Consider the following 20,783-nt stretch of genomic DNA (forward strand, 5'->3'; position numbering starts at 1 on the left):
CCATGTTCCGCACCACTTCCCTGCGCGTCCTCGCCCTCACGCTGTCGGGGGCCCTGGGCGCCCTGTCGCTGCCGGCCGGCGCCGACGACATCGACATCTTCCTGGGCACCTCGGCCGGCAGCAACGGCAACCCGCGCATCCTGATCGTGCTCGACAACACCTCCAACTGGGCGCGCCAGAACCAGAAATGGCCGGCCGGCATTAGCCAGGGCCAGTCCGAAGCGAACGCCATCAAGCGCGTGCTGACCGACCTGAACGGCACGGTGAGCCTGGGCCTGATGGAATTCGTCACCGGCGGCAATGCCAACCAGGACGGCGGCTTCATCCGCTACCCGATCCTGCCGATGGACGCGGGCAACAAGGCCGCCTTCGGTACTGAGCTGACCGAGATCTATAACAACATCAATAGCCCGGACGAAAAGCGCAATTCGAACACGCCCTACGGCAACCTGATGTACGACGTGTACAACTATTTTGCAGGCGGCAATTCGTACAGCCCGACCGCCGTCCTGGCAAGCAAGGCCGACAGCCGCGGCTACACGACCAACTACACCCGCTTCAAGACGCCGCTGACGCTGGACAATCTCTGCGGCAAGACCTACGTCATCTTCATCGGCAACCCGAACGCGAGCGGTCCCTCGTCGGACAGCGCGGACAACAGCAACCTGCTCAAGACCCTGATCAACCGACGCAACGCCAGCGGCGTGCTGCAGCCCGTCACGCAGCTGCCGCTGCCGAACTTCAGCAGCCAGAAGGTCACCACCCCTACCAACGTCGGCAGTACGCAATTATGCTACGCCAGCCCCACCGCCGCCGCGGCCGGCCTGCAGGTGGCGCCGTTTCCCGCCACCTGCAGCGGCTATACCGACGGCTGCACCATCGGCACCGCCCTGCCCAACACCAACGGCGTGTGCACGGGAACCAACCGCCAGTACAACGTGGTCGGCACCGACACCTTCATTACCAATGTCGAGACCGGCACCACCAGCACCGACACCGGTCCGCGCAATGCCGACGAATGGGTGCGCCTGATGCATGACAAGGGCATCCCGATCGGCAATGGCCTGCAGACGAACGTGACCACGTACACGATCGACGTGCACAACGCCCAGCCGAACGCCGAGCACACCTCGCTGATGCTGAGCATGGCGCGCGCCGGCCACGGCAAGTATTTCCTGGCCAAGAACGAACAGGCCATCGTCGACGCCATCAAGAACATCATCATCGAGATCCAGGCCGTCAACACCACCTTCGCCTCGACCAGTCTTCCGGTGAACGCCACCAACCGTTCCCAGAACGAGAACCAGGTCTTCATCGGCATGTTCCGTCCCGACAAGGATGCCAAGCCGCGCTGGTTCGGCAACCTGAAGCGCTACCAGCTGGTGGAAAAGGGCGGCAACATCGAACTGGGCGACGCCGGCGGCGAGCTGGCGGTCAACACCAATACCGGCTTCGTGACGCCTTGCGCGACCAGCTGGTGGACCAGCCACAGCGTCGACTACTGGGAAAACGTGACGCTCGATCCCGCCCCGATCGGCACCTGCACCACCTCGGATTACGCGGCCTTCCCGTATTCGGATGCGCCGGACGGTCCGTTCGTGGAAAAAGGCGGCGCCGCCCAGATCCTGCGCCAGGGCAACCGGCCGGCAGGCGGCGCCATCTCGTACGCCGTCAGCCGCTCCGTGCTGACCCAGACCGCTGCCGGGCTGGTCCCGATGACCACGGCCAACAGCGGCCTGGATAACAACCTGGTGCGCTTCCTGCGCGGCGAAGACGTGAACAACGAAAAGCCCGGCGGCTCGAGCCAGAACACCCGGCCCTCGATCCACGGCGACGTGATCCACTCGCGCCCGCTTCCGGTGAACTTCGGCCCGCTCAAGGGCGGCGTGACCGTCTTCTACGGCGCCAACGACGGCACTTTCCGCGCGCTCGACGCCGCTTCAGGGGTGGAACGCTGGGCCTTCATGGCGCCGGAATTCTTCGACCGCCTGTCGCGCCTCCAGACCAATTCGCCGCTGGTGGCCTATCCGAACATGGTGGCGCAGACCATTACCCCGACCAGGAAGGATTATTTCTTCGATGGCTCGACCGGCATCTACCAGAATGCCGACAGCTCGGCCGTGTGGATCTACCCGACCATGCGCCGCGGCGGACGCATGATCTACGCCCTGGACGTCAGCACGCCGACGGCGCCGGTGTTCAAATGGAAAGCCGGCTGCCCCAGCCTGACCAGCGACACCGGCTGCACGCCGGGCATGGCCGCGATCGGCCAGACCTGGTCGACCCCGAGCGTGGCCTTCATCAAGGGCTACAACACGGGCACCACGCCGGTGCTGGTGGTCGGCGGCGGCTACGACCGCTGCGAAGATGCCGATAGCGCGAGCCCGAACTGCACGGCCACCAAGGGCAACGCCATCTTCGTGCTCGATGCGAATTCCGGCGCGGTGCTCAAGTCGTTCCCGACCACGCGCGCCGTGGCGGCCGATATCGCGATGGTGGACATCGACAACGACGGCAAGCCCGACTACGCCTATGCGGCCGATACGGGCGGCAAGCTGTACCGCGTCGACTTCGTCGACAGCGCGCGCGCTGCGCGCGAACCCGAAGCCTGGACCATCCGCACCGTGGCCAGCACCGCCGGCGGCGGGCGCAAGTTCCTGTTCGCGCCAGCCCTGCTTGCCACCACGGGCCACGTCTATGTTGCCATCGGCAGCGGCGACCGCGAGCACCCGCTCAACGTCCAGTATCCGTTCACCTCGGTCACCAACCGCTTCTACGTGTACAAGGACGACCTGTCGGCCGCGGCGACCACGGCCGCCGTGGACCTGGACGCACTCGAGAACTACACGGCGAACAATTCCTGCGACACGCCGCCGGTGCTGCCGAACAGTAGCCTCAAGGGATGGTTCATCAACCTCACGGCCAACGGCGCGGGCGAACAGGTGGTGACCTCGGCCCTGATTGCGGGCGGCATGGTGACCTTCAGCACCAACCGGCCGATCGCGGCGGCTGCGGGCACCTGCTCGAACCTGCTGGGCGAGGCGCGCGGCTACTGGCTCAACCTGCTCAACGGTTCCGGGGCGATCGGCGTGGCCGGCACCTGCGGCGGCGAGCGCTCGTCGGCGTTTGTCGGTGGCGGACTGCCGCCGTCGCCGGTGCTGGCGACCGGCGTGCCGATTCTCAATGCCAAGGGCGTGCCGCAGGCCACCACGGTGGTGATCGGCGCGGTGCAGAAAAACGAAGGCGCCAGCGTGCCGATCGCGCCGCAGCGCATCCGTCCCGCCATCAACTCCCGGCGCAAGCGCGCCTACAGCTACACCTCGGGCGCCGACTAAGCCTTCGGCGAGGGCCGGGGAAAGCGCACCGCCACGCGCGTGCCCCGGCCGTCCGGGCCGTCGGCCAGGTCGATCCTGGCCGCATGCGCCAGCGCGATGTCGCGCACGATCGCCAGGCCCAGGCCGCTGCCCTCGGTCTTGTCGTCCAGCCGCACGAAGCGCTCGAAGACCTGGGCGCGCCGCTCGGGCGCGATGCCCGGCCCGCTGTCTTCCACCGCGAACAGCACCGCCTCTTCTTCTTCCCCCGTCACCACCGTCACGCTGCCGCCCTCGGGCGTGTAGCGCAGCGCGTTGTCGACCAGGTTGTCCACCAGGTCGCGCAGCAGGTAAGGGTCGCCCTCGATGCGCGCCGCGGCCAGCTCGAAGCCCAGGTCGATCTGTTTACGCGACGCCTGCTCGACAAAGGGCTGCACCGCCCCGGCCACCAGCTGGGCCAGGTCGAGCGGCGCCAGCGTGGCCCGCCCCAGGCGGTCCGGCTCGGCGCGCTCGAGCGACAACAGCTGCTTGGCCTGGCGGATCATGCGTTCGTTCGCAGCCAGCAGCAGCGCCAGCACGCGCCCGGTCTCGGGATCGTCCCGGTGGCGCGCGGCCAGCCATTCGAGCTGCAGGCGCAGGCCTGCCAGCGGCGTGCGCAGCTGGTGGGCGACGTTGGCGCGGAAGGCATCCTGGGCGCTGGCGCCGGCCGCGATCCGCTGCAGCAAGGCGTTGAAGGCCCCGACCACCGGCGCCAGTTCGCGCGGCATGCCGGCGTCGTCGAGCGTGGCCAGGTCGGTGCTGCCGCGGGCGTCGAGCCGGGCGCGCAGCCGCGCCAGCGGCGCCAGGCCGTTGCCGACCGAAAACCACACCAGCCCGACCAGCGCCAGGCTGAACAGCACCTCGAGCAGCACCAGGGCGCGCACGATGGCCGAGCGCACCTGCTGGCGCTGCAGCAGGGTGCGCGCTACGGCGACCTCGACCGGACCGCCGGGCGTTGCCACCAGCACGCTGGCGACGCGCACCGGCTGACCGTGCATGCGGGCATCGCGCACCACCGGGCCGCCAGGGCGCCGGGGGAAGGCGGGGTCGCCGGCCAGTACCCTGCCGTCCTTGCTGCGCACCACGAACCAGCTGGCGTCCGGCGCGCCGGCCCCCAGCACCTGCGCGGCGGCGTCCGGCAGCACGACATGCAGCGCGCCGCCGTCGGCGCGCACCCGCGTGGCCATGCCGGTGGCGGCATCGACCAGGCCCTGGTCGAAGGCCAGCTGGGCCGGCGTCCAGGCCAGCAGGTAGGTTAGCGCCGCGGCCAGCAGATTGAACACCAGAATGGGCGCGACCAGCCATTTGAGCAGGCGCAGGCGGATGCTGGTCATGGAAGAGCCGGACGCCTAGGCTGCTTCGAGCAGGTAGCCGAAGCCCCGGATGGTGCGGATCGCCACCCCGGCGCCCTCGAGCTTGAGGCGCAGGCGCGAGATGTAGACCTCGACCGCATTCAGGGTCAGGTCGTCGCCGTAGGGCACGATGGTGTCGATGATCTGCTGTTTCGAGACGACCCGGCCGGCCTGCAGCAGCAGGTATTCGAGCACCGCCCATTCGCGCGCCGACAGTTCGAGGAGCCGTTCGCCTACGCAGGCGCGGCGCGATGCGCTGTCGAGGTGGAGCAGCCCCAGGCCGGCCTGGGCGGGCGGCGCGGCATGGCGCCGGGCCAGCGCGCGGATGCGCGCGACCAGTTCGGCGGTGGCGAAAGGCTTGACCAGGTAGTCGTCGGCGCCGAGTTCCAGGCCGCGCACCCGGTCCTCGACCGCGTCGCGGGCGGTGAGCAGCAGGACCGGCGTGGCGCTGCCGCGTGCGCGCAGGCGCCGCACCACTTCGAAACCGTCGATGCCGGGCAGGCCGATGTCCAGCACCACGACAGCGGGCGGGTTGCCCTGCAGGCGAAGGTCGGCCGCCAGGCCGTCGCGCACCAGTTCCACCTGCATGTCCTGGGCGCCGAGCGCGCGCAGCAAACCGTCGGCGAGCACGGCATCGTCTTCAACCAGCAACAAAGGCAGGGGCATCGTAGGATCGGGGCGAAAAAAGACAGGCCCATTATGCGGGTTTTCGTTGCCGCAGCCAAAAAAAATGGCCCAAAAAGGGCTATTTCCCCAGTAGGACTGGGCTGACAAATGTTTATGCGCCAAGCCTACACGGGTGCGACTGCTAATCTTATGTTCGGCAACAGACTATAGCTTTAATGTTCACACATCGCGATGAGGCAACGAAAGAACACCTCACCAGTCGCCCCCGATGCACGTTAGAGATAAGAGGACAACAAATGAACAACACTCAATTTGGCGGTATGCAAAAAGCCCAGAACAAGATTCCAGCCACGAGTGAAGCAATGAAATCCACGTCCCGTCCTGTTGTCAGCTATAGCGGCACCCAGCAAAACGAACTGCTCGGCGCCCTGCCCCGTCCAGACCTGGAAAGCCTGTTCGAGCAACTGGAACTGGTTCCACTGCCATTCGGCAAAGAGTTGTTCGAGTATGGCAGCAAACTCGAATACGTGTATTTCCCGACCACCGCAATCGTGTCGCTGCTGTATGTGATGGAAGACGGCGCCACCACCGAAATCGCCGTCGTCGGCCATGAAGGCGCGGTCGGCGTGTCGCTGTTCATGGGCGAGCGCGCTACCTGCAGCGCCGTCGTGCAGAGCGCCGGCTACGGCTACCGCCTCAAGACCCAGTTCCTGCGCGACGCCTTCAACCGCGGCGGCGCCCTGCCCCAGCTGCTGATGCGCTACACCAACGCCCTGTTCGCCCAGATGGCCCAGAACGCCGTGGGCGGGCGCCACAGCTCGATCGAACAGAAGCTGTGCCGCTGGCTGCTCGACCGCCTGGACCGCTCGGCCAGCAACGAGCTGAAAGTGACCCAGGAACTCATCTCGATCATGCTGGGCGTGCGCCGCGAGAGCATCACCGCCGCGGCCGGCAAGCTGCAGGACGAGGGCCTGATCCAGTACCGCCGCGGCAATATCACCGTGCTCGACCGTGCAGGCCTGGAAGACTACGCCGGCGAATGCTACAAGGTCGCCAAGTCGGAATACGACCGCCTGCTGCTGGACGTGGCGCGCTAAGAACTGACCGGCGTCCCGTTGGACGCTGCATCCGAAGGGGTCTCCGGCAATGCCGCAGGCCCCTTTTCATTTCCCGGGCCACTGAGGGCCGGCGCTGCAGGATTGAAATCGGGGCCCATCACACTGGCGATCGCGGCGCCCGCCGTGTTGCCGTCGCCACCCGGTGCCGTCGCCGGCAGCCAGGCGCGCACGCAGGTGCCCACGCCATTCACGCCACGCTCCACCGACAGGCGTCCGCCCAGCAGCAAGGCACGCTCGCGCATGCCCAGCAAGCCGTGCGACTTCGAGCGCGCCATGGCGTCGGGCGGGATGCCGACGCCATCGTCGGTGATTTCCAGGTCCCAGCCGTCAGGCTCCTGGCTCAGGTTGACGATCACGCTGCGCGCCTGCGCATACTTGGCGATATTGTTCAGCGCTTCCTGGGTGATGCGGAACAGCGCGATGGCCTGCGTCGGCCCCGCGGCGTCGGCCTTCGCATCGATCAGCGCATCGCAGTCGAGCGCGGTGACGCGCGCATAATCGGCGCAATAGCTCTGCAGGGCCGCCGACAGGCCCATGTTGTCGAGCAGGCTGGGGCGCAGGTTCTCGATGATGCGGCGCTTGAGCTGGACAGTGTCGACCAGGGTCTTGCGCGCGCGCGCGAGCTTGGCCGCCAGTTCCGGCTGGGTGCTGCGCAACTGCTCGGCCACTGTCGTGATATCCATGCCGATCGCCGTCAGGTTCGCGCCCATTTCGTCGTGCAGCTCGCGCGCCAGGCGCGATTTCTCTTCTTCCTGCACCCGGATCAGGTGGCGCGACAGCACCGACAACTGCTCGGTGCGCTCGGCAACGGTGTGCTCGAGCGTATCGTTGGTCTGCTGCAGGGCGCGCTCGGCCGACAGGCGCAGCCCGAAGCTGCGCTGCACCAGGTTATGGAACAGCAGGATCACCAGGATCGCCACGCCATTGATGCCGGCGCCCAGCAGCACGGTCCAGCGCGACTGCTTGTAGAACTCGGCGGTGCGGGCAGCCAGCAATTCGTTCTGCTCGCGCGTCATGATCACCACCTGCAGGCGGATCTCGTCCATCTGCCCGCGCTCGTCGGCCGCGGCCGAGATGGCGACGATGTCGACCAGCCCGCCCTGGCGGTAGACTTCGAGCGACTGGTGCATGAGGGCGAGCTTGCGCAGCACGAGGCTGCGCAGCTGGGCCAGGTTCTTTGTTTGCGAGGGGTTGTCGGCCAACAGGACCCCGAGGGCGCGCAACTGGCTGTCGAGTTGCTGCGGCGCGGCATGCAAGGCGTTCAGGTTGACTTCGGCGCCCGACAGGAAATAGCCACGCAAACCGCTTTCGGCATCGGTGACGAGCAGGTTCAGGTACTGGAGTTCGTCGGAGACGCGGGCCGTTTGCGCCTGCAGGGCATTGGCCGAGCGCAGGTCGTCGAGGTTACGCACCAGGAAGACCGCGTTGATGACCAGGATGACGACACAGGCCACGCACAGCAGGGTCTTGGACAGCGGCAGACCCTGGGGCGGCTTGCCGTCATGGGCGGTGGAGAAATACATGAGCTTCCTTTCGCGCAACTGATTCCGTCCGGCACGATTATAGTCGGGCCGACGAATTGTTGCAGAGCAAAACGGCTGCGGTGCGAAGAAGCGTTGCGCAAGGAGGACTGTCCTTGCAGAAATGAAAACGCGCCCTGTTGGGGGCGCGGCGGCGACTCAATCGAGCAGGTTGTTCTTCATGGCGTAATAGGTCAGGTCGCTATTGGACTGCAGCCCCATTTTCTCCATGATGCGGGTCCGGTAGGTGGACACGGTCTTGATCGACAGCGACAGCGCATTGCCGATGTCCGATACCGTAGCGCCCTTGGCCAGGCGCAGGAATACCTGGAATTCGCGGTCCGACAGCTCGGTGTGCAGGGCGGTGTTCGGATCGCGGTCGAAGCTTTGCGCGAGCAGTTCGCCCACGGTCGAGCTCACGTAGCGGCGGCCCTGGTACACGGTGCGCACGGCCGTCTTGAGCTCGTCGGCCTCGCATTCCTTGTTCAGGTAACCGTTGGCGCCCATCTTGAACAGGTTCAGGGCGTATTGCTGTGCCGGATAACCCGACAGGATCAGCACCGGCAGGTTGGGCTGGCCCTGGCGGATGGTGCGCAGGATATCGATGCCGCTCTGGTCGGGCATGGCGATGTCGAGCAGGAGCACGTCGCAAATCTCGCGGCGTGCGATATCGAGGGCTTCGCGCCCGGTAGCGCCTTCGGCCACGACTTCGAAGTCGCCCGACGACGAGAAAATCTGTTTGAAACCTGCTCTAACTATCTGGTGATCGTCACAAATGGCAACGCGTATCATTGTCTTCCCTTAAATTTTCCCTGTTCAGGAAAGTGCCAGGTCCGTCTCCACGCCCCGGCTTGCATGCTTTCGATTCAGCATGCCCGCAGGTGACATTCTAACACTCCGGCGCTGAGCTTCAATACCGCACGCCTCTGCTGAGTTACGAAAAATGCACTGGCGAATGGTCACTACCGTGACAGATGCTGCCCGCGGCACTTCCAGGAACGTCAAGGATGGCTAGGCGTGGCTGCTGCCGTGCTTGAGGACCGCAAGGATCTCCAGCAGCTCGGCGCGCACCCCGTCGATGTCGATGGCCGGCACGCTCGGCGCCGCCTCCGCTTCGGCTGCCAGCGCGCTGTCGTGATGACGGCCATCGAGGCGGTTGCGGGCGCCGCTGATGGTAAAGCCCTGCTCGTACAGCAATTCGCGGATGCGCCGGATCAGCAGCACTTCGTGGTGCTGGTAGTAGCGGCGGTTACCCCGGCGTTTGACCGGCTTGAGCTGGGTGAATTCCTGCTCCCAGTAGCGCAGCACGTGGGGTTTGACCCCGCACAGGTCGCTGACTTCCCCGATCGTGAAATAACGCTTGGCCGGGATCGGCGGCAGCACGGCCAGTTCGGTTTTATTGGGGCGGTCGCTCATCTAGGACTCAGGCAGCACGGGCCAGCGAACTGCTAGCGGGACTGGTCTCTTCGACCATTCCCTTGAGTTTCTGGCTGGCGTGGAAAGTCACGACGCGGCGCGCCGTGATGGGAATTTCTTCCCCCGTTTTGGGATTGCGGCCCGGCCGCTGGGGCTTGTCGCGCAACTGGAAGTTGCCGAAACCGGACAGCTTGACTGCTTCGCCACGCTCGAGCGCATTGCGGATCTCGTCAAAGAAGGTTTCCACCATGTCCTTGGCTTCGCGCTTGTTCAGGCCGACCTGCTCGAAGAGCAGTTCGGCCAGCTCGGCCTTGGTGAGGGTGGGCAGGCCCTTCTCTGCTTCAGCCCGCACGCGCGCTACATGCATCGCGCGATGCAGATCAGCCGCCAGTGCTTCCTGGAACACGGCCGAGTCGACGTCGTTGTTGTTAATTTTGAAGCCCTACCTTCAGTGAAAGCTGTGTTTTGGAAGATTACGAACGCAACCTGGCGCCGAGTTTTGCCTCGGCAGCCTGGGCAATTGCAGCCATGATGGCATCCACCGCCTCGTCTTGCAGCGTCGATTGAGTATCTTGCAAGCTAAAGCGGAAAGCAAGACTTTTTTCATCCGTCTCCAAACCCTTGCCGCGGTATTCATCAAACAAAACAACGGCTTGCACGATCTTTCCAGAAGGATTCGAGGTAATCTCGGCCTGGAAGGCGTCCAGCACATCCTGGGCCGGAACGCCCTGCTTGACCACCAGCGCCAGGTCGCGCGTGGCGCCCGGGAAGCGCGAAATCTCGGCATAGGCCGGCACGCTGCGCTGGCGCAGCGCATCGGCGTCGACTTCGAACAGGACCGGCGCCTGCGGCAGGTCGTACTGCTGCAGCCAGCGCGGGTGCAGCTCGCCGATGAAGCCGATCTGCTTGCCGCCCAATTCGACGATGGCGCTGCGGCCCGGATGCAGCGCCGGATGCTCGCCCTTCACGAAGCGCAAGGCAGCCGGTGCGAACAGGGCTTCGAGGTCGGCCTTGACGTCGAAATAATCGACGGCGCGGCTCTTCTCGCTCCACTGCTCGTCCAGCGCCGGGCCATAGGCAATCGCCGCGACGCGCTTGGGCTGCTCGAAGCCGGCCACCGACAGCGGGCCGTCCTGGACCGCCGGGTTGCGCTTGAACACGCCGCCGACTTCGAACACGCGCACGCGCCCGGCCTTGCGGTTGATGTTGTAGCGCACGTTGGCGACCAGGCTGCCCACCAAGTTCGAGCGCATCACGCTCATCTGGCTGGCGATCGGGTTCTGCAGGCGGATCGGGTCGCTGTTGCCGGCGAAATCCTGCTCCCACTGCGTTTCCACGAAACTCATGTTGACCACTTCCTGGTAGCCGAGGTCGGCCAGCTGGTGGCGGATCGCGAACAGCGAGCGCGTATTTTCCGGGTCGACCAGCATGGCGGTCGGCGCGACCGGCGGACGGGTCGGGATGTTCTCGAAGCCGTAGACGCGCGCCACTTCCTCGATCAGGTCTTCCTCGATCTCGATGTCGAAGCGGTAGGACGGCGAGGTCACGTGGAACACGCCCGGTCCGTCGCTACGGGAGTCGAACGTGAACGGCAGCTGCAGGCGGGTGAAGATGTCGGCCACCACCTCATCCGTCAGCGGCACGCCGATGACCTTGGCGGCGCGCGCGGTGCGCATGGCGACCGCCTTGGGCTGCGGCAGGTTGACGGACTGGTCGTCGACCGGGCCGACTTTCGTCTCCGCGGTGCCGCAGATGTCCACGATCAGCGCGGTGATGCGCTCGATGTGCTCGACCGTGGTCGCGTAGTCGACGCCGCGCTCGAAGCGGTGCGCCGCATCGGTCGAGAAGTTGTACTTGCGGGCGCGGCCCTGGATGGCGCTGGGCCACCAGAAGGCCGCTTCTAGGTAGATGTCGGTGGTGTCCAGGGTGACGGCGGTGGAGTCGCCGCCCATGATGCCGGCCAGCGATTCAATTTCTTTATCGTCGGCGATGACGCCGACCCACTCGTCGACCTCGACGGTGTTGCCGTTGAGGAGCTTGAGGCTTTCGCCCTTGCGGCCCCAGCGCACGTCCAGGCCGCCGTGGATCTTGTTCATGTCGAACACGTGCGACGGACGTCCCAGCTCGAGCATGACGTAGTTCGAGATGTCGACCAGGGCCGACACGCTTCGCTGCCCGCTGCGCTCCAGGCGCTGCTTCATCCAGTCGGGCGTCGCGGCGCGCGCATCCAGGCCGCGGATGACGCGGCCCGAGAAGCGGCCGCACAGGTCCGGCGCCGAAATCTTGACGGGCAGGGTTTCGCTCAGGGTCACCGGGACCAGGCGGGTGGTCGGCACGTGCAGCGGCGTGCCGGTCAGGGCCGACACTTCGCGCGCCACGCCCAGGACCGACAGGCAGTCCGCCTTGTTGGGGGTGAGCTTGATGGTGAACTTCAGGTCGTCCAGGCCCAGGTAGTCGCGGATATTCGTGCCGACCGGCGCGTCTGCAGGCAGTTCCATCAGGCCGCTGCTCTCTTCCGAGATCTTCAGCTCCTTGGCCGAGCACATCATGCCCTGCGACTCGACGCCGCGCAGTTTACCGGTCTTGATCTCGAAGGGCTTGCCGTCGGCGCCCGGCGGCAGCATGGCGCCGGACATGGCGCAGATCGCCTTCATGCCCGCGCGCACGTTCGGCGCGCCGCAGACGATGTTGAGCAGGGTGCCGGTGCCGACGTCGACCTGGCACACGTTCAGGCGGTCGGCGTTCGGGTGCTTGGCCACTTCCTTGACCTCGGCCACGACCACGTTCGAGAACGGCGGCGCGACGGCTTCGACTTCCTCGACTTCCAGGCCGGACATCGTCAGGAGGTGGGACAGTTCATTCGAACCCATCGATGGGTTCACCATGGAACGGAGCCAGTTTTCGGAGAATTGCATGTTCTTTTTGCCTCGTAGCCGTAGGGTGTCAGTTGAACTGTTTGAGGAAACGCAGATCGCCTTCGTAGAACAGGCGCAGGTCGTTGATTCCATAACGCAGCATGGTCAGGCGCTCGAGGCCGGAGCCGAAGGCGAAACCGATGAACTTTTCCGGGTCCAGCCCGAAGTTGCGCACCACGGTCGGATGGACCTGGCCGGCGCCCGATACTTCCAGCCAGCGGCCCTTGAGCGGACCGGAACCGAAGGCGATGTCGATCTCGGCCGACGGTTCGGTGAACGGGAAGTAGGAAGGACGGAAACGCACCTGCAGGTCGTCGGTCTCGAAGAAGGCCTTGACGAAGTTCAGGTACACGCCTTTCAGGTCGGCAAACGAGATGTCTTCGCCGATCCACAGGCCTTCGACCTGGTGGAACATCGGCGAGTGGGTGGCATCGCTGTCGACGCGGTAGGTGCGGCCCGGCGCGATCACCTTGATCGGCGGCGTATGCGTGCGCGCGTAGCGCACCTGCATCGGACTGGTATGGGTGCGCAGCAGCAAGTGCTTGCCCGTGCTGTCATTGCCTTCGATGTAGAAGGTGTCCTGCATCGAACGGGCCGGGTGGTTTTCCGGGCTGTTCAGGGCGGTGAAATTGGTCCAGTCGTTCTCGATTTCGGGGCCGTCGGCCACGTCGAAACCGATCGAGCGGAAGATCTGCTCGACGCGCTCCCAGGTGCGCATCACCGGGTGCAGGCCGCCCTTGCTGCGGCCGCGGCCCGGCAGGGTCACGTCGATCGCCTCTGCATTCAAACGCTCTTGCAGCTGGGCCATGGCCAGCGCTTCGCGGCGGCCGGTCAATGCGCTTTCGATTTTTTCTTTTGCGGCATTGATCAGGGCGCCCTGCGCCTTGCGCTGTTCAGGGTCGAGCTTGCCGAGACCCTTCATCAGGTCGGTGACCTGGCCGGTCTTGCCGAGGTACTTGGCTTTTGCATTTTCGAGCGCGGCGGCATCCAGCGCGGCGCTAAAGTCAGCCTGGGCCGCGACAACCAATTCTTCCAGCGTATGCATGCTTGTTCTTTTCCTGTTTGGGGGTGGCAGGAGCCACAATCAAAAACGGGGCACAGGTTTAACTGTGCCCCGCTCTTTTCGCATCACGCTCATTGCTGAACGCGATACTGGACTAGCTAGCTAAATCAAGCAGCCAGCTTGGCCTGGACGGCGCTGACAATCGCGGCGAATGCCGGCTTGTCATGCACTGCCATGTCGGCCAGGACTTTACGGTCCAGTTCAATTCCGGACTTCTTCAGGCCGTTCATGAACACGCTGTAGGTCATGCCGTGCGAACGCGACGCTGCGTTGATACGGGTGATCCACAGTGCGCGGAAGACGCGCTTCTTGTTGCGGCGATCGCGGTATGCGTACTGGCCAGCGCGCATGACTGCTTGCTTGGCAACACGGAATACTTTGCTGCGGCGACCACGGTAGCCTTTTGCAAGGGCAAGAACTTTCTTGTGACGGGCACGTGCAGTAACCCCACGTTTAACTCTAGGCATATTAGCTCCTTAGTATGTGAGATTAAGCAGACGGCATCATGCGGAGAACGCTGGTCACGTCCGACGCATTGATGTTGCGGGTGCCACGCAGCTGACGCTTGTTCTTGGTGGTCTTCTTGGTCAGGATGTGACGCTTGAACGCCATACCCGATTTGACGGTACCACCTGGACGCACGCGGAAACGCTTCTTCGCGCTGCTTTTGGTTTTCATTTTTGGCATAGTCATCTGTCCGGACTAGGGACAGCCTCATATGGGACAGGATTGCAGGTGGCAGCGATGCTGCTCTTGGATGCCTACTTTCGCTTGTCTTGCAGTCGGCATGCAATGCTGCGCGCGCCGGCTACAACCTGTTTCGAAAAACAGGAACCGCAGATGATAGCACAGGTCGCGGGGGAATTGTTGGGAGGCGAAAAGGGTTTTGGCGGCCGGATGCCACAAACGAACGCGGGCCGGGTCCGGATGCAGCGTGCGCTGGCATCCGGACCCGGCCCGGCAATCGGTCCTCGAAGAATTACTTCTTCTTCTTCGGCGCGACGATCATGATCATCTGGCGGCCTTCGAGCTTCGGGAACTGCTCGACCTGGCCGACTTCTTCCAGGTCGCCGCGCAGGCGCTCGAGCATGCGCATGCCGATGTCCTGGTGCGCCATTTCACGGCCGCGGAAACGCAGCGTGATCTTGGTCTTGTCGCCCTCTTCCAGGAACTTGATGAGGTTGCGCAGCTTGATGCTGTAGTCGCCTTCATCGGTACCCGGACGGAATTTGACTTCCTTGACCTGGATGATCTTCTGCTTCAGCTTCGCTTCGTGCGCCTTCTTCTGCTCGGAGTACTTGAACTTGCCGTAGTCCATCAGGCGGCAGACCGGCGGCACCGCGGTCGGCGCGATCTCGACCAGGTCGACGTTCAGTTCTTCGGCCATGCGGAACGCGTCCGCCAGGCTGACGATGCCCAGTGGTTCATTCTCTACACCGTTCAGGCGCATTTCGGGATGGGTGATTTCGCCGTTGATGCGATTCTGCTTGTCAGTAGCTATGTTGTTTCCTTTGAAAGTATTTGAGTCGGCTGGCGTTATTTCGTCTTGGCGGCGACTTCGGCCACCAGACGCTCCACGAGCTCGTCGACAGGCATCACGCCCAGGTCGACATTGCCGCGGGCACGCACGGCCACAGTGTTGGCTTCCCGTTCCTTGTCGCCAATAACTAGAATGTATGGCAACTTTTGCACGGAATGCTCACGTATTTTATAAGTAATCTTCTCGTTCCGCAAATCAGCGTGAACGCGCAGTCCGGCTTTCTTCAGCTTCGCCGCGACTTCTTTCACGTAATCGGCCTGCGCATCCGAGATGTTCAGCACCGCCACCTGGACCGGCGCCAGCCACAGCGGCAGCGCGCCGGCGTAGTTTTCGATCAGGATGCCGATGAAACGTTCCATCGATCCGACGATCGCACGGTGCAGCATCACCGGCACCTTGCGGGTATTGTCTTCGGCGACATATTCGGCGCCGAGGCGGCCCGGCATCGAGAAGTCGACCTGCATGGTGCCGACCTGCCACGGGCGGCCCAGGCTGTCCTTCAGGTGGTATTCGATCTTCGGGCCGTAGAAGGCGCCCTCGCCCGGCAACTCGGTCCACTCCACGCCGCAGGCGCGCAGCGCCGAGCGCAGCGCTTCTTCGGCCTCGTCCCACACTTCGTCGGTGCCGATGCGGGATTCCGGACGCAGCGCGAGCTTGACGTCGATGTTGTTGAAGCCGAAGTCGTCGTACACTTCCATCGCCTGGGCGTGGAAGGCGGTGACTTCCGCCTCGATCTGCTCTTCGGTGCAGAACACGTGGCCGTCGTCCTGGGTGAAGCCGCGCACGCGCATGATGCCGTGCAGCGCGCCCGAGGACTCGTTGCGGTGGCACTGGCCGAACTCGCCGTAGCGCAGCGGCAGGTCGCGGTAGCTCTTCATGCCCGAGTTATAGATCTGCACGTGGCCCGGGCAGTTCATCGGCTTCAGGGCGTACGATCGGTTCTCCGACTCGGTGGTGAACATGTTCTCGCGATAGTTGTCCCAGTGGCCGGTCTTCTGCCACAGGGTCACGTCCAGGATCTGCGGCGCCTTGACTTCGTCGTAGCCGTTGACTTGGTATTTGTGGCGCATGTACTGCTCCACCTGCTGCCACACGGTCCAGCCCTTCGGGTGCCAGAAGATCAGGCCCGGAGCTTCTTCCTGGAAGTGGAACAGGTCCAGCGCCTTGCCCAGTTTACGGTGATCGCGCTTTTCCGCCTCTTCCAGCATGTGCAGGTACTGCTCCTGGTCTTCCTTCTTGGCCCAGGCGGTGCCATACACGCGCTGCAGCATCTCGTTCTTGGAGTCGCCGCGCCAGTAGGCGCCGGCCAGCTTCATCAGCTTGAACACCTTCAGCTTGCCCGAAGACGGCACGTGCGGGCCGCGGCACAGGTCGGTGAAGCTGCCTTCCGAATACAGCGAGACGTCTTCGCCGGCCGGGATCGAGGAGATGATCTCGGCCTTGTACTCTTCGCCGATCGACTTGAAGTACGCGACGGCTTCATCGCGCGGCAGCACCTTGCGGGTGACCGGCTCGTCCTTCTTGGCCAGCTCGACCATCTTCTTTTCGATCTTGGCCAGGTCGTCCGGGGTGAACGGGCGCTTGTACGAGAAGTCGTAGTAGAAGCCGTTCTCGATGACCGGCCCGATGGTGACCTGGGCTTCCGGGAACAGTTCCTTGACCGCGTGCGCCAGCAGGTGGGCGGTCGAGTGGCGGATCACGTCCAGGCCTTCCGGATCGCGGTCGGTGACGATGGCCAGGTCGGCATCCTGCTCGATCAGGAAGGAAGTATCGACCACCTTGCCGTTGACCTTGCCGGCGAGCGCGGCCTTGCCGAGGCTGGTGGCAATACTGGACGCCACCTGGGCGACCGTGACGGGACCGTCGAACTGACGGCTGGAGCCATCTGGAAGTCGAACGTTGAGCATGCTGTTCTCCAATTGGCGCGCCGCGCCGCTAAAAGTTAAAGATCTTGAAAGCTGAATCCGTTGGACGAAAAAAAACGCGCACCAGGCGCGTTTATTTCAGTGTGTTGAGCAAAAGAACACCATACCGCGTCTAGCGATTCCCCCACAACCAGGTTGTAGTTCGCGGTGTCATAACCGTGGATGCCTTTCTCGCTCTTACTTGTGGGATCCCGAACAATCGGGGAAACCCTGTGTATTCTGGTGGGCGGTGCAGAATTCGAATCTGCGACCCCTTGGATGTCGACCAAGTATTCTAACCAGCTGAACTAACCGCCCAATCCCTGCATTATAAGGAGCGCACCCCTGTTCCGCAAGGCTTGTCACGGAAAAAGTTTCCCGGCGAGCCTGCCTGCCCCGGCGACCGGCCTTTCCTCTACACTCTCGGGCATCACAAAACGTCCCCCGACACGATGCCAGCCCAGCCCGCCGAACGCTCGTCCGCCCACCTGCACGCCCACCTCGACGGCGACGCGCGCCATTCGCACACCATCGAAGGGCGTAGCCAGACCGCGCTGGCCGTTGCCCTCGGCATGACCCTGCTGTTCGCCGTGATCGAAGTGGCGACCGGCTTCATCTCGAACTCGCTGGCCCTCATCGCCGACGCCGGCCACATGGTGACCGATGCGGCGGCCCTGGGCCTGGCCCTGCTGGCCCAGGCCATCGCGCGCCGTCCGCCCTCGGCCCGCCATTCCTTCGGCTTCGTGCGCGCCGAGGCGCTTGCCGCGTTCGTCAACAGCCTGGCCATGCTGCTGCTGGTCGCCTGGATCGCATGGCAGGCGGTGCAGCGCCTGATGGAGCCGGTGCCGGTCCAGGGCGGCATCGTGCTGGTGGTGGCGGGCATCGGCGCCTGCATCAACCTGGCCGTGGCCTGGGTGCTCTCGCGCGACAATCAGAGCATCAATACCCGTGCGGCCCTGGTCAACGTGATGGGCGACCTGCTCGGCTCGCTGGCCGCGATCGTCGCCGGCGCCGTCATCTATGTCTTCCCCGACTGGGTGCGGATCGACCCGATCCTGTCGCTCTTCGTGGCGCTCCTGATCCTGCGCTCGACCAGCGGCATCCTGCGCGAGTCCTACCACTTCCTGATGGAAGGCGTGCCCGGCGGGATCGACTACCTGGAAGTAGGCGCCGACCTCAAGCGCGTGGACGGCGTGCTGGACGTGCACGACCTTCACGTCTGGGACATGTCGCCTGGCCACCCTGCCCTGATCGGCCACCTGGAAATCGCCAGCCTCGACCAATGGCCGGCCGTGCTGGACGCCGTACGCGCCATGCTGCGCGCCAGGCACGGCATCGACCACGTGACCCTGCAGCCGGAAGCGGCGGGCGGCAAGTCCCTGTAAGCGCCCTCTTACCCGCACTTGGCTGGCGCGCCGATAGCCGCTCAGGGCGCGCCTGAGCATAATCGCCGTATGGACTGCGACCGCACTGTATTCGATACCCTCATCATTGGTGGAGGCCCCGCCGGCCTGACCGCCGCTATCTACCTGCGCCGCTTCACGCGCCACATTGCCCTGGTCGACAAGGGCAACAGCCGCCTGTCGTGGATTCCCGTCTCGCACAACTATCCCGGCTTCCCCGACGGGGTCAACGGCCTGGAACTGCTCGGGAACCTGCGCGCCCAGCTGGCCAATTACGGCGGCAGCGTGATGCCGGGCGAGATCCTCGGCCTGCGCCTGGAAGACGGCCATTTTGTTGCCGAGTATGCCGCGGCGGACGGCGGCGAGAGCTGCGAGCTGCGCGCGCTCACCGTGCTGCTGGCCACCGGCGTGGCTGACGCCGGCATGCCGGTCGAGCGCTGGGACGAAGCGGTGCGCAGCGGCGCCGTGCGCCTGTGCCCGGTCTGCGACGGCTGGGACGTGATCGACAAGCGCATCGGCGTGGTCACCTCCGAGATCAACCCGGTCGGCCACGCCCTGTTCATGCGCACCTTCTCGGCCGACGTGCTGCTGTTCGAGCGCACCGCCGAATCGGCCCTCAACGACGAGGAAAAGCAGCAGCTGGCCGCCGCCAATGTCCGCCACATCCTGTCGCCGCTGGCCGGGGTGACCATGAGCGAAGACATGAAGCCCATCCTGCACACCAAGGATGGCGAGGATTATCCTTGCGACGTGTTCTACCCGATGCTGGGCGAGAATGCGCGCTCGGACCTGGCCAGCAGCCTGGGCGCCGAAACCGTGGAATGCCGCAAGCTGCCGGTGGACGACCATTGCCGCACCCAGGTGCCGGGCCTGTTTGCGATCGGCGACGTCACGCGCGGGCTGAACCAGATCGCGGTGGCGACCGGGATGGCGGCAATCGCCGCGACGACCATCCACAACACCCTGCCGTGGGCGCTGCGCCCTGCTCTCGATCCCGCGATCTAGGACTGGTTCGATGCCAGGGCGATGCGCCGGCGGATACGCTGCACTTCCTGTTCGTCGCCGGCGGCTTGCGCCCGTTGCGCCTGCACCCCCAGCCATGCCAGAAGCGGCCGGCGCCAGCCCTGGTTCGAGGCGGTATCGATCGCCAGCACGATGCCTTCAGGGCTCATGCGGCCGGCCTTGAACAGGGCGCCGGCAGCAACCAGGCGCGCGAGCGGATCGGCCACGCTGCTAATTTGCCCGCTCGCGACCACGGGCCGGTGCTGCTCGGGCAGCAGCGCCGCATCCAGCCCCTGCCAGCGGCCATACAGGTAATCGGCATAGGCTCGCTGCGCCGGCGCCGCTTCCAAAGCGAGCGCGGCGTAACCGGGACAATCGTCGAAATCCAGGCTCGCCACCTGCGCCGCGCAGCGCACCAGCTCCACTTGCGCCACGTAGTCCGGCCGGCCGGTGCTGGCGGTGGCGCGGCGCGCATCGCGAAATTCGGACTGCGCGGCGGCCGTGCTGCCTTTCAGGTAATCGTCGACCGAAGCGTCGAGCGCGCCCTTGGCGTCGCTTTGCCAGTCCGGGGGCAAGGGCTTGCCGGCGCAGCCCGCGAGCAGCGCCACGGCCAATAGTGCGAACATTCTCATGGCAGCTTGATCTCCTGGTTGCTGCGGGCGAAAGGCCACTTGCGGTTGATCTCGTCGACCAGGCGGTTCACCTTGCGCAGGCTGGCGTCCACTTCGCCGCGCAGCGCGCCCAGGTCCTGGGTCGCCACGCGCGCGTTCGCCCCGACCGCCTGCGCCTCGACCAGCACCGCGTCGACCTTTTTCAGCGTGGTGCTGGCGTCCGAGAGCACCACGTGCAGCTGTCGGATCGAGGCCTGGGCGTCGTCCATGACGCCGTCCTTGCCGTAGACGCGCCGGTCGGTCTTGTCGAGCAAGCCGTTGATGCGGTCCAGCGCCTCGCGCAGCTTGCGCGCTTCCGTGTCGCCGCCCAGCACCCCGCCCAGCACACCGCCGGGGCCGGACATGCGGCCAGTCACACTGTTGATGTTGGCCAGGCTCGCATTGATGTCCGAACCGGTGGCCGTCATGGTCTCGAGGTTTTCCAGCAGCGCGCGCGCGGTGGCCACGATGCGCGGGATCTCGGCGGTCGCGTCGCCGCGCAGCACCGAACGCACCGCGTTCGGCGGCAGGGGCGCGTCGTTGAGCAGGCCGGTGAAGGCGCGCAGGCGGGTCTCGCCGACGATGCTCGACTCCAGCGTGAACACGCTGGACACGCGCAGCCACTTGGCGTCCTTGCTGGTGACGTCGACCAGGATGCGCACCTTGCCGTCCGGGGCCAGTTCGACCTGGTTGACCCGCCCGATCGGGAAGCCGGCGAAGGTCATGTCCATGCCGGGGATGACGCCGGACGAATCGTCGGTCTCCAGCACCAGGCGCTGGGTGGGCTCGAACACCCCGCGCGCATGCATCACATAGCCGATGAAGGCGGCAATCAGGATACCGATCGCCGCCAGCAGGATCATCGCCTTGAGCTCAACGTGTTTCGGTTCGTCCGGCAGGGGTTCTGTCATTCCAGGTCTCTT

General features: G+C 65.0%; 18 protein-coding genes and 1 tRNA gene. 4 read left to right on the forward strand and 15 right to left on the reverse strand.

Annotated features, from left to right (window positions below; all coding sequences use genetic code 11):
• Positions 1–2: 2 nt before the first annotated feature.
• Complete coding sequence (locus tag AC3XQU_RS04950) at positions 3–3,335, forward strand: pilus assembly protein (protein ID WP_489873032.1); 3,333 nt, start codon at positions 3–5, stop codon at positions 3,333–3,335.
• On the opposite strand, the gene AC3XQU_RS04955 is transcribed toward AC3XQU_RS04950, so the two are convergent.
• Together AC3XQU_RS04955 and AC3XQU_RS04960 are read right to left on the reverse strand one after the other, a co-directional pair.
• Positions 3,332–4,684, reverse strand: a complete 1,353-nt coding sequence (locus tag AC3XQU_RS04955; protein WP_489873033.1) for a sensor histidine kinase — start codon at positions 4,682–4,684, stop codon at positions 3,332–3,334. The two genes, AC3XQU_RS04950 and AC3XQU_RS04955, sit on opposite strands and share 4 nt — an antisense overlap.
• A 15-nt stretch (positions 4,685–4,699) precedes the next feature.
• Positions 4,700–5,368: a response regulator transcription factor gene (locus AC3XQU_RS04960; protein WP_489873034.1), complete on the reverse strand. Its 669-nt coding sequence runs from the start codon at positions 5,366–5,368 to the stop codon at positions 4,700–4,702.
• 257 nt (positions 5,369–5,625) lie between these two features.
• Here AC3XQU_RS04960 and AC3XQU_RS04965 point away from each other — a divergent pair, with 257 nt between their 5' ends.
• Positions 5,626–6,426, forward strand: coding sequence for a Crp/Fnr family transcriptional regulator (locus AC3XQU_RS04965; protein ID WP_489873035.1), 801 nt, complete (start codon positions 5,626–5,628; stop codon positions 6,424–6,426).
• Here AC3XQU_RS04965 and AC3XQU_RS04970 read toward each other — a convergent pair.
• The 11 genes from AC3XQU_RS04970 to AC3XQU_RS05020 form a co-directional block, all read right to left on the reverse strand.
• Complete coding sequence (locus AC3XQU_RS04970) at positions 6,423–7,970, reverse strand: CHASE3 domain-containing protein (protein ID WP_489873036.1); 1,548 nt, start codon at positions 7,968–7,970, stop codon at positions 6,423–6,425. The two genes, AC3XQU_RS04965 and AC3XQU_RS04970, sit on opposite strands and share 4 nt — an antisense overlap.
• Before the next feature lie 156 nt (positions 7,971–8,126).
• A complete protein-coding gene (locus tag AC3XQU_RS04975; protein ID WP_005667428.1) occupies positions 8,127–8,759 on the reverse strand; it encodes a response regulator in 633 nt (210 codons plus the stop codon).
• Positions 8,760–8,978: 219 nt separating this feature from the next.
• Positions 8,979–9,383 (reverse strand): MerR family transcriptional regulator, encoded by a 405-nt coding sequence (locus AC3XQU_RS04980; protein ID WP_489873037.1) that lies wholly within the window; start codon positions 9,381–9,383, stop codon positions 8,979–8,981.
• A gap of 7 nt (positions 9,384–9,390) precedes the next feature.
• Positions 9,391–9,750 (reverse strand): integration host factor subunit alpha, encoded by a 360-nt coding sequence (locus AC3XQU_RS04985; RefSeq protein WP_171081893.1) that lies wholly within the window; start codon positions 9,748–9,750, stop codon positions 9,391–9,393.
• A 106-nt stretch (positions 9,751–9,856) separates the two neighbouring features.
• Entirely contained in the window at positions 9,857–12,298 is a 2,442-nt protein-coding gene (pheT, locus tag AC3XQU_RS04990) for a phenylalanine--tRNA ligase subunit beta (protein ID WP_489873038.1), read from the reverse strand.
• Positions 12,299–12,326: 28 nt separating this feature from the next.
• The gene (gene pheS / locus AC3XQU_RS04995) at positions 12,327–13,343 is read right to left on the reverse strand and encodes a phenylalanine--tRNA ligase subunit alpha (RefSeq protein WP_489873039.1); all 1,017 of its coding nucleotides are present in this window, start codon (positions 13,341–13,343) and stop codon (positions 12,327–12,329) included.
• A gap of 125 nt (positions 13,344–13,468) precedes the next feature.
• The gene (rplT, locus tag AC3XQU_RS05000; RefSeq protein ID WP_171080635.1) at positions 13,469–13,828 is read right to left on the reverse strand and encodes a 50S ribosomal protein L20; all 360 of its coding nucleotides are present in this window, start codon (positions 13,826–13,828) and stop codon (positions 13,469–13,471) included.
• Between the two features lie 22 nt (positions 13,829–13,850).
• Entirely contained in the window at positions 13,851–14,048 is a 198-nt protein-coding gene (gene rpmI / locus AC3XQU_RS05005; protein ID WP_057262756.1) for a 50S ribosomal protein L35, read from the reverse strand.
• Positions 14,049–14,340: 292 nt separating this feature from the next.
• The gene (gene infC / locus AC3XQU_RS05010; RefSeq protein ID WP_489873203.1) at positions 14,341–14,901 is read right to left on the reverse strand and encodes a translation initiation factor IF-3; all 561 of its coding nucleotides are present in this window, start codon (positions 14,899–14,901) and stop codon (positions 14,341–14,343) included.
• The gene (gene thrS, locus AC3XQU_RS05015; protein ID WP_489873040.1) at positions 14,898–16,808 is read right to left on the reverse strand and encodes a threonine--tRNA ligase; all 1,911 of its coding nucleotides are present in this window, start codon (positions 16,806–16,808) and stop codon (positions 14,898–14,900) included. The genes infC and thrS overlap by 4 nt, the downstream gene beginning before the upstream one ends.
• Before the next feature lie 238 nt (positions 16,809–17,046).
• Positions 17,047–17,123: transfer RNA gene (locus AC3XQU_RS05020), tRNA-Val, on the reverse strand.
• 134 nt (positions 17,124–17,257) lie between these two features.
• Here AC3XQU_RS05020 and AC3XQU_RS05025 point away from each other — a divergent pair.
• Positions 17,258–18,190: a cation diffusion facilitator family transporter gene (locus AC3XQU_RS05025; RefSeq protein WP_489873041.1), complete on the forward strand. Its 933-nt coding sequence runs from the start codon at positions 17,258–17,260 to the stop codon at positions 18,188–18,190.
• Between the two features lie 69 nt (positions 18,191–18,259).
• The gene (locus AC3XQU_RS05030; protein WP_489873042.1) at positions 18,260–19,213 is read left to right on the forward strand and encodes an NAD(P)/FAD-dependent oxidoreductase; all 954 of its coding nucleotides are present in this window, start codon (positions 18,260–18,262) and stop codon (positions 19,211–19,213) included.
• Here AC3XQU_RS05030 and AC3XQU_RS05035 read toward each other — a convergent pair.
• Together AC3XQU_RS05035 and AC3XQU_RS05040 are read right to left on the reverse strand one after the other, a co-directional pair.
• A complete protein-coding gene (locus tag AC3XQU_RS05035) occupies positions 19,210–19,842 on the reverse strand; it encodes a hypothetical protein (protein WP_489873043.1) in 633 nt (210 codons plus the stop codon). The two genes, AC3XQU_RS05030 and AC3XQU_RS05035, sit on opposite strands and share 4 nt — an antisense overlap.
• Positions 19,839–20,771 (reverse strand): MlaD family protein, encoded by a 933-nt coding sequence (locus AC3XQU_RS05040; protein ID WP_489873044.1) that lies wholly within the window; start codon positions 20,769–20,771, stop codon positions 19,839–19,841. The genes AC3XQU_RS05035 and AC3XQU_RS05040 overlap by 4 nt, the downstream gene beginning before the upstream one ends.
• Positions 20,772–20,783 lie beyond the last annotated feature (12 nt).

Source organism: Telluria sp. AZSoR62 (assembly GCF_058111565.1).

Bases quoted from the DNA above. Each gene is read 5' to 3' on its own strand.
- AC3XQU_RS04950 (WP_489873032.1), top strand. From the start codon at position 3: ATGTTCCGCACCACTTCCCTGCGCGTCCTCGCCCTCACGCTGTCGGGG.
- AC3XQU_RS04955 (WP_489873033.1), bottom strand. From the start codon at position 4,684: ATGACCAGCATCCGCCTGCGCCTGCTCAAATGGCTGGTCGCGCCCATT.
- AC3XQU_RS04960 (WP_489873034.1), bottom strand. From the start codon at position 5,368: ATGCCCCTGCCTTTGTTGCTGGTTGAAGACGATGCCGTGCTCGCCGAC.
- AC3XQU_RS04965 (WP_489873035.1), top strand. From the start codon at position 5,626: ATGAACAACACTCAATTTGGCGGTATGCAAAAAGCCCAGAACAAGATT.
- AC3XQU_RS04970 (WP_489873036.1), bottom strand. From the start codon at position 7,970: ATGTATTTCTCCACCGCCCATGACGGCAAGCCGCCCCAGGGTCTGCCG.
- AC3XQU_RS04975 (WP_005667428.1), bottom strand. From the start codon at position 8,759: ATGATACGCGTTGCCATTTGTGACGATCACCAGATAGTTAGAGCAGGT.
- AC3XQU_RS04980 (WP_489873037.1), bottom strand. From the start codon at position 9,383: ATGAGCGACCGCCCCAATAAAACCGAACTGGCCGTGCTGCCGCCGATC.
- AC3XQU_RS04985 (WP_171081893.1), bottom strand. From the start codon at position 9,750: ATGCATGTAGCGCGCGTGCGGGCTGAAGCAGAGAAGGGCCTGCCCACC.
- pheT (WP_489873038.1), bottom strand. From the start codon at position 12,298: ATGCAATTCTCCGAAAACTGGCTCCGTTCCATGGTGAACCCATCGATG.
- pheS (WP_489873039.1), bottom strand. From the start codon at position 13,343: ATGCATACGCTGGAAGAATTGGTTGTCGCGGCCCAGGCTGACTTTAGC.
- rplT (WP_171080635.1), bottom strand. From the start codon at position 13,828: ATGCCTAGAGTTAAACGTGGGGTTACTGCACGTGCCCGTCACAAGAAA.
- rpmI (WP_057262756.1), bottom strand. From the start codon at position 14,048: ATGCCAAAAATGAAAACCAAAAGCAGCGCGAAGAAGCGTTTCCGCGTG.
- thrS (WP_489873040.1), bottom strand. From the start codon at position 16,808: ATGCTCAACGTTCGACTTCCAGATGGCTCCAGCCGTCAGTTCGACGGT.
- AC3XQU_RS05025 (WP_489873041.1), top strand. From the start codon at position 17,258: ATGCCAGCCCAGCCCGCCGAACGCTCGTCCGCCCACCTGCACGCCCAC.
- AC3XQU_RS05030 (WP_489873042.1), top strand. From the start codon at position 18,260: ATGGACTGCGACCGCACTGTATTCGATACCCTCATCATTGGTGGAGGC.
- AC3XQU_RS05035 (WP_489873043.1), bottom strand. From the start codon at position 19,842: ATGAGAATGTTCGCACTATTGGCCGTGGCGCTGCTCGCGGGCTGCGCC.
- AC3XQU_RS05040 (WP_489873044.1), bottom strand. From the start codon at position 20,771: ATGACAGAACCCCTGCCGGACGAACCGAAACACGTTGAGCTCAAGGCG.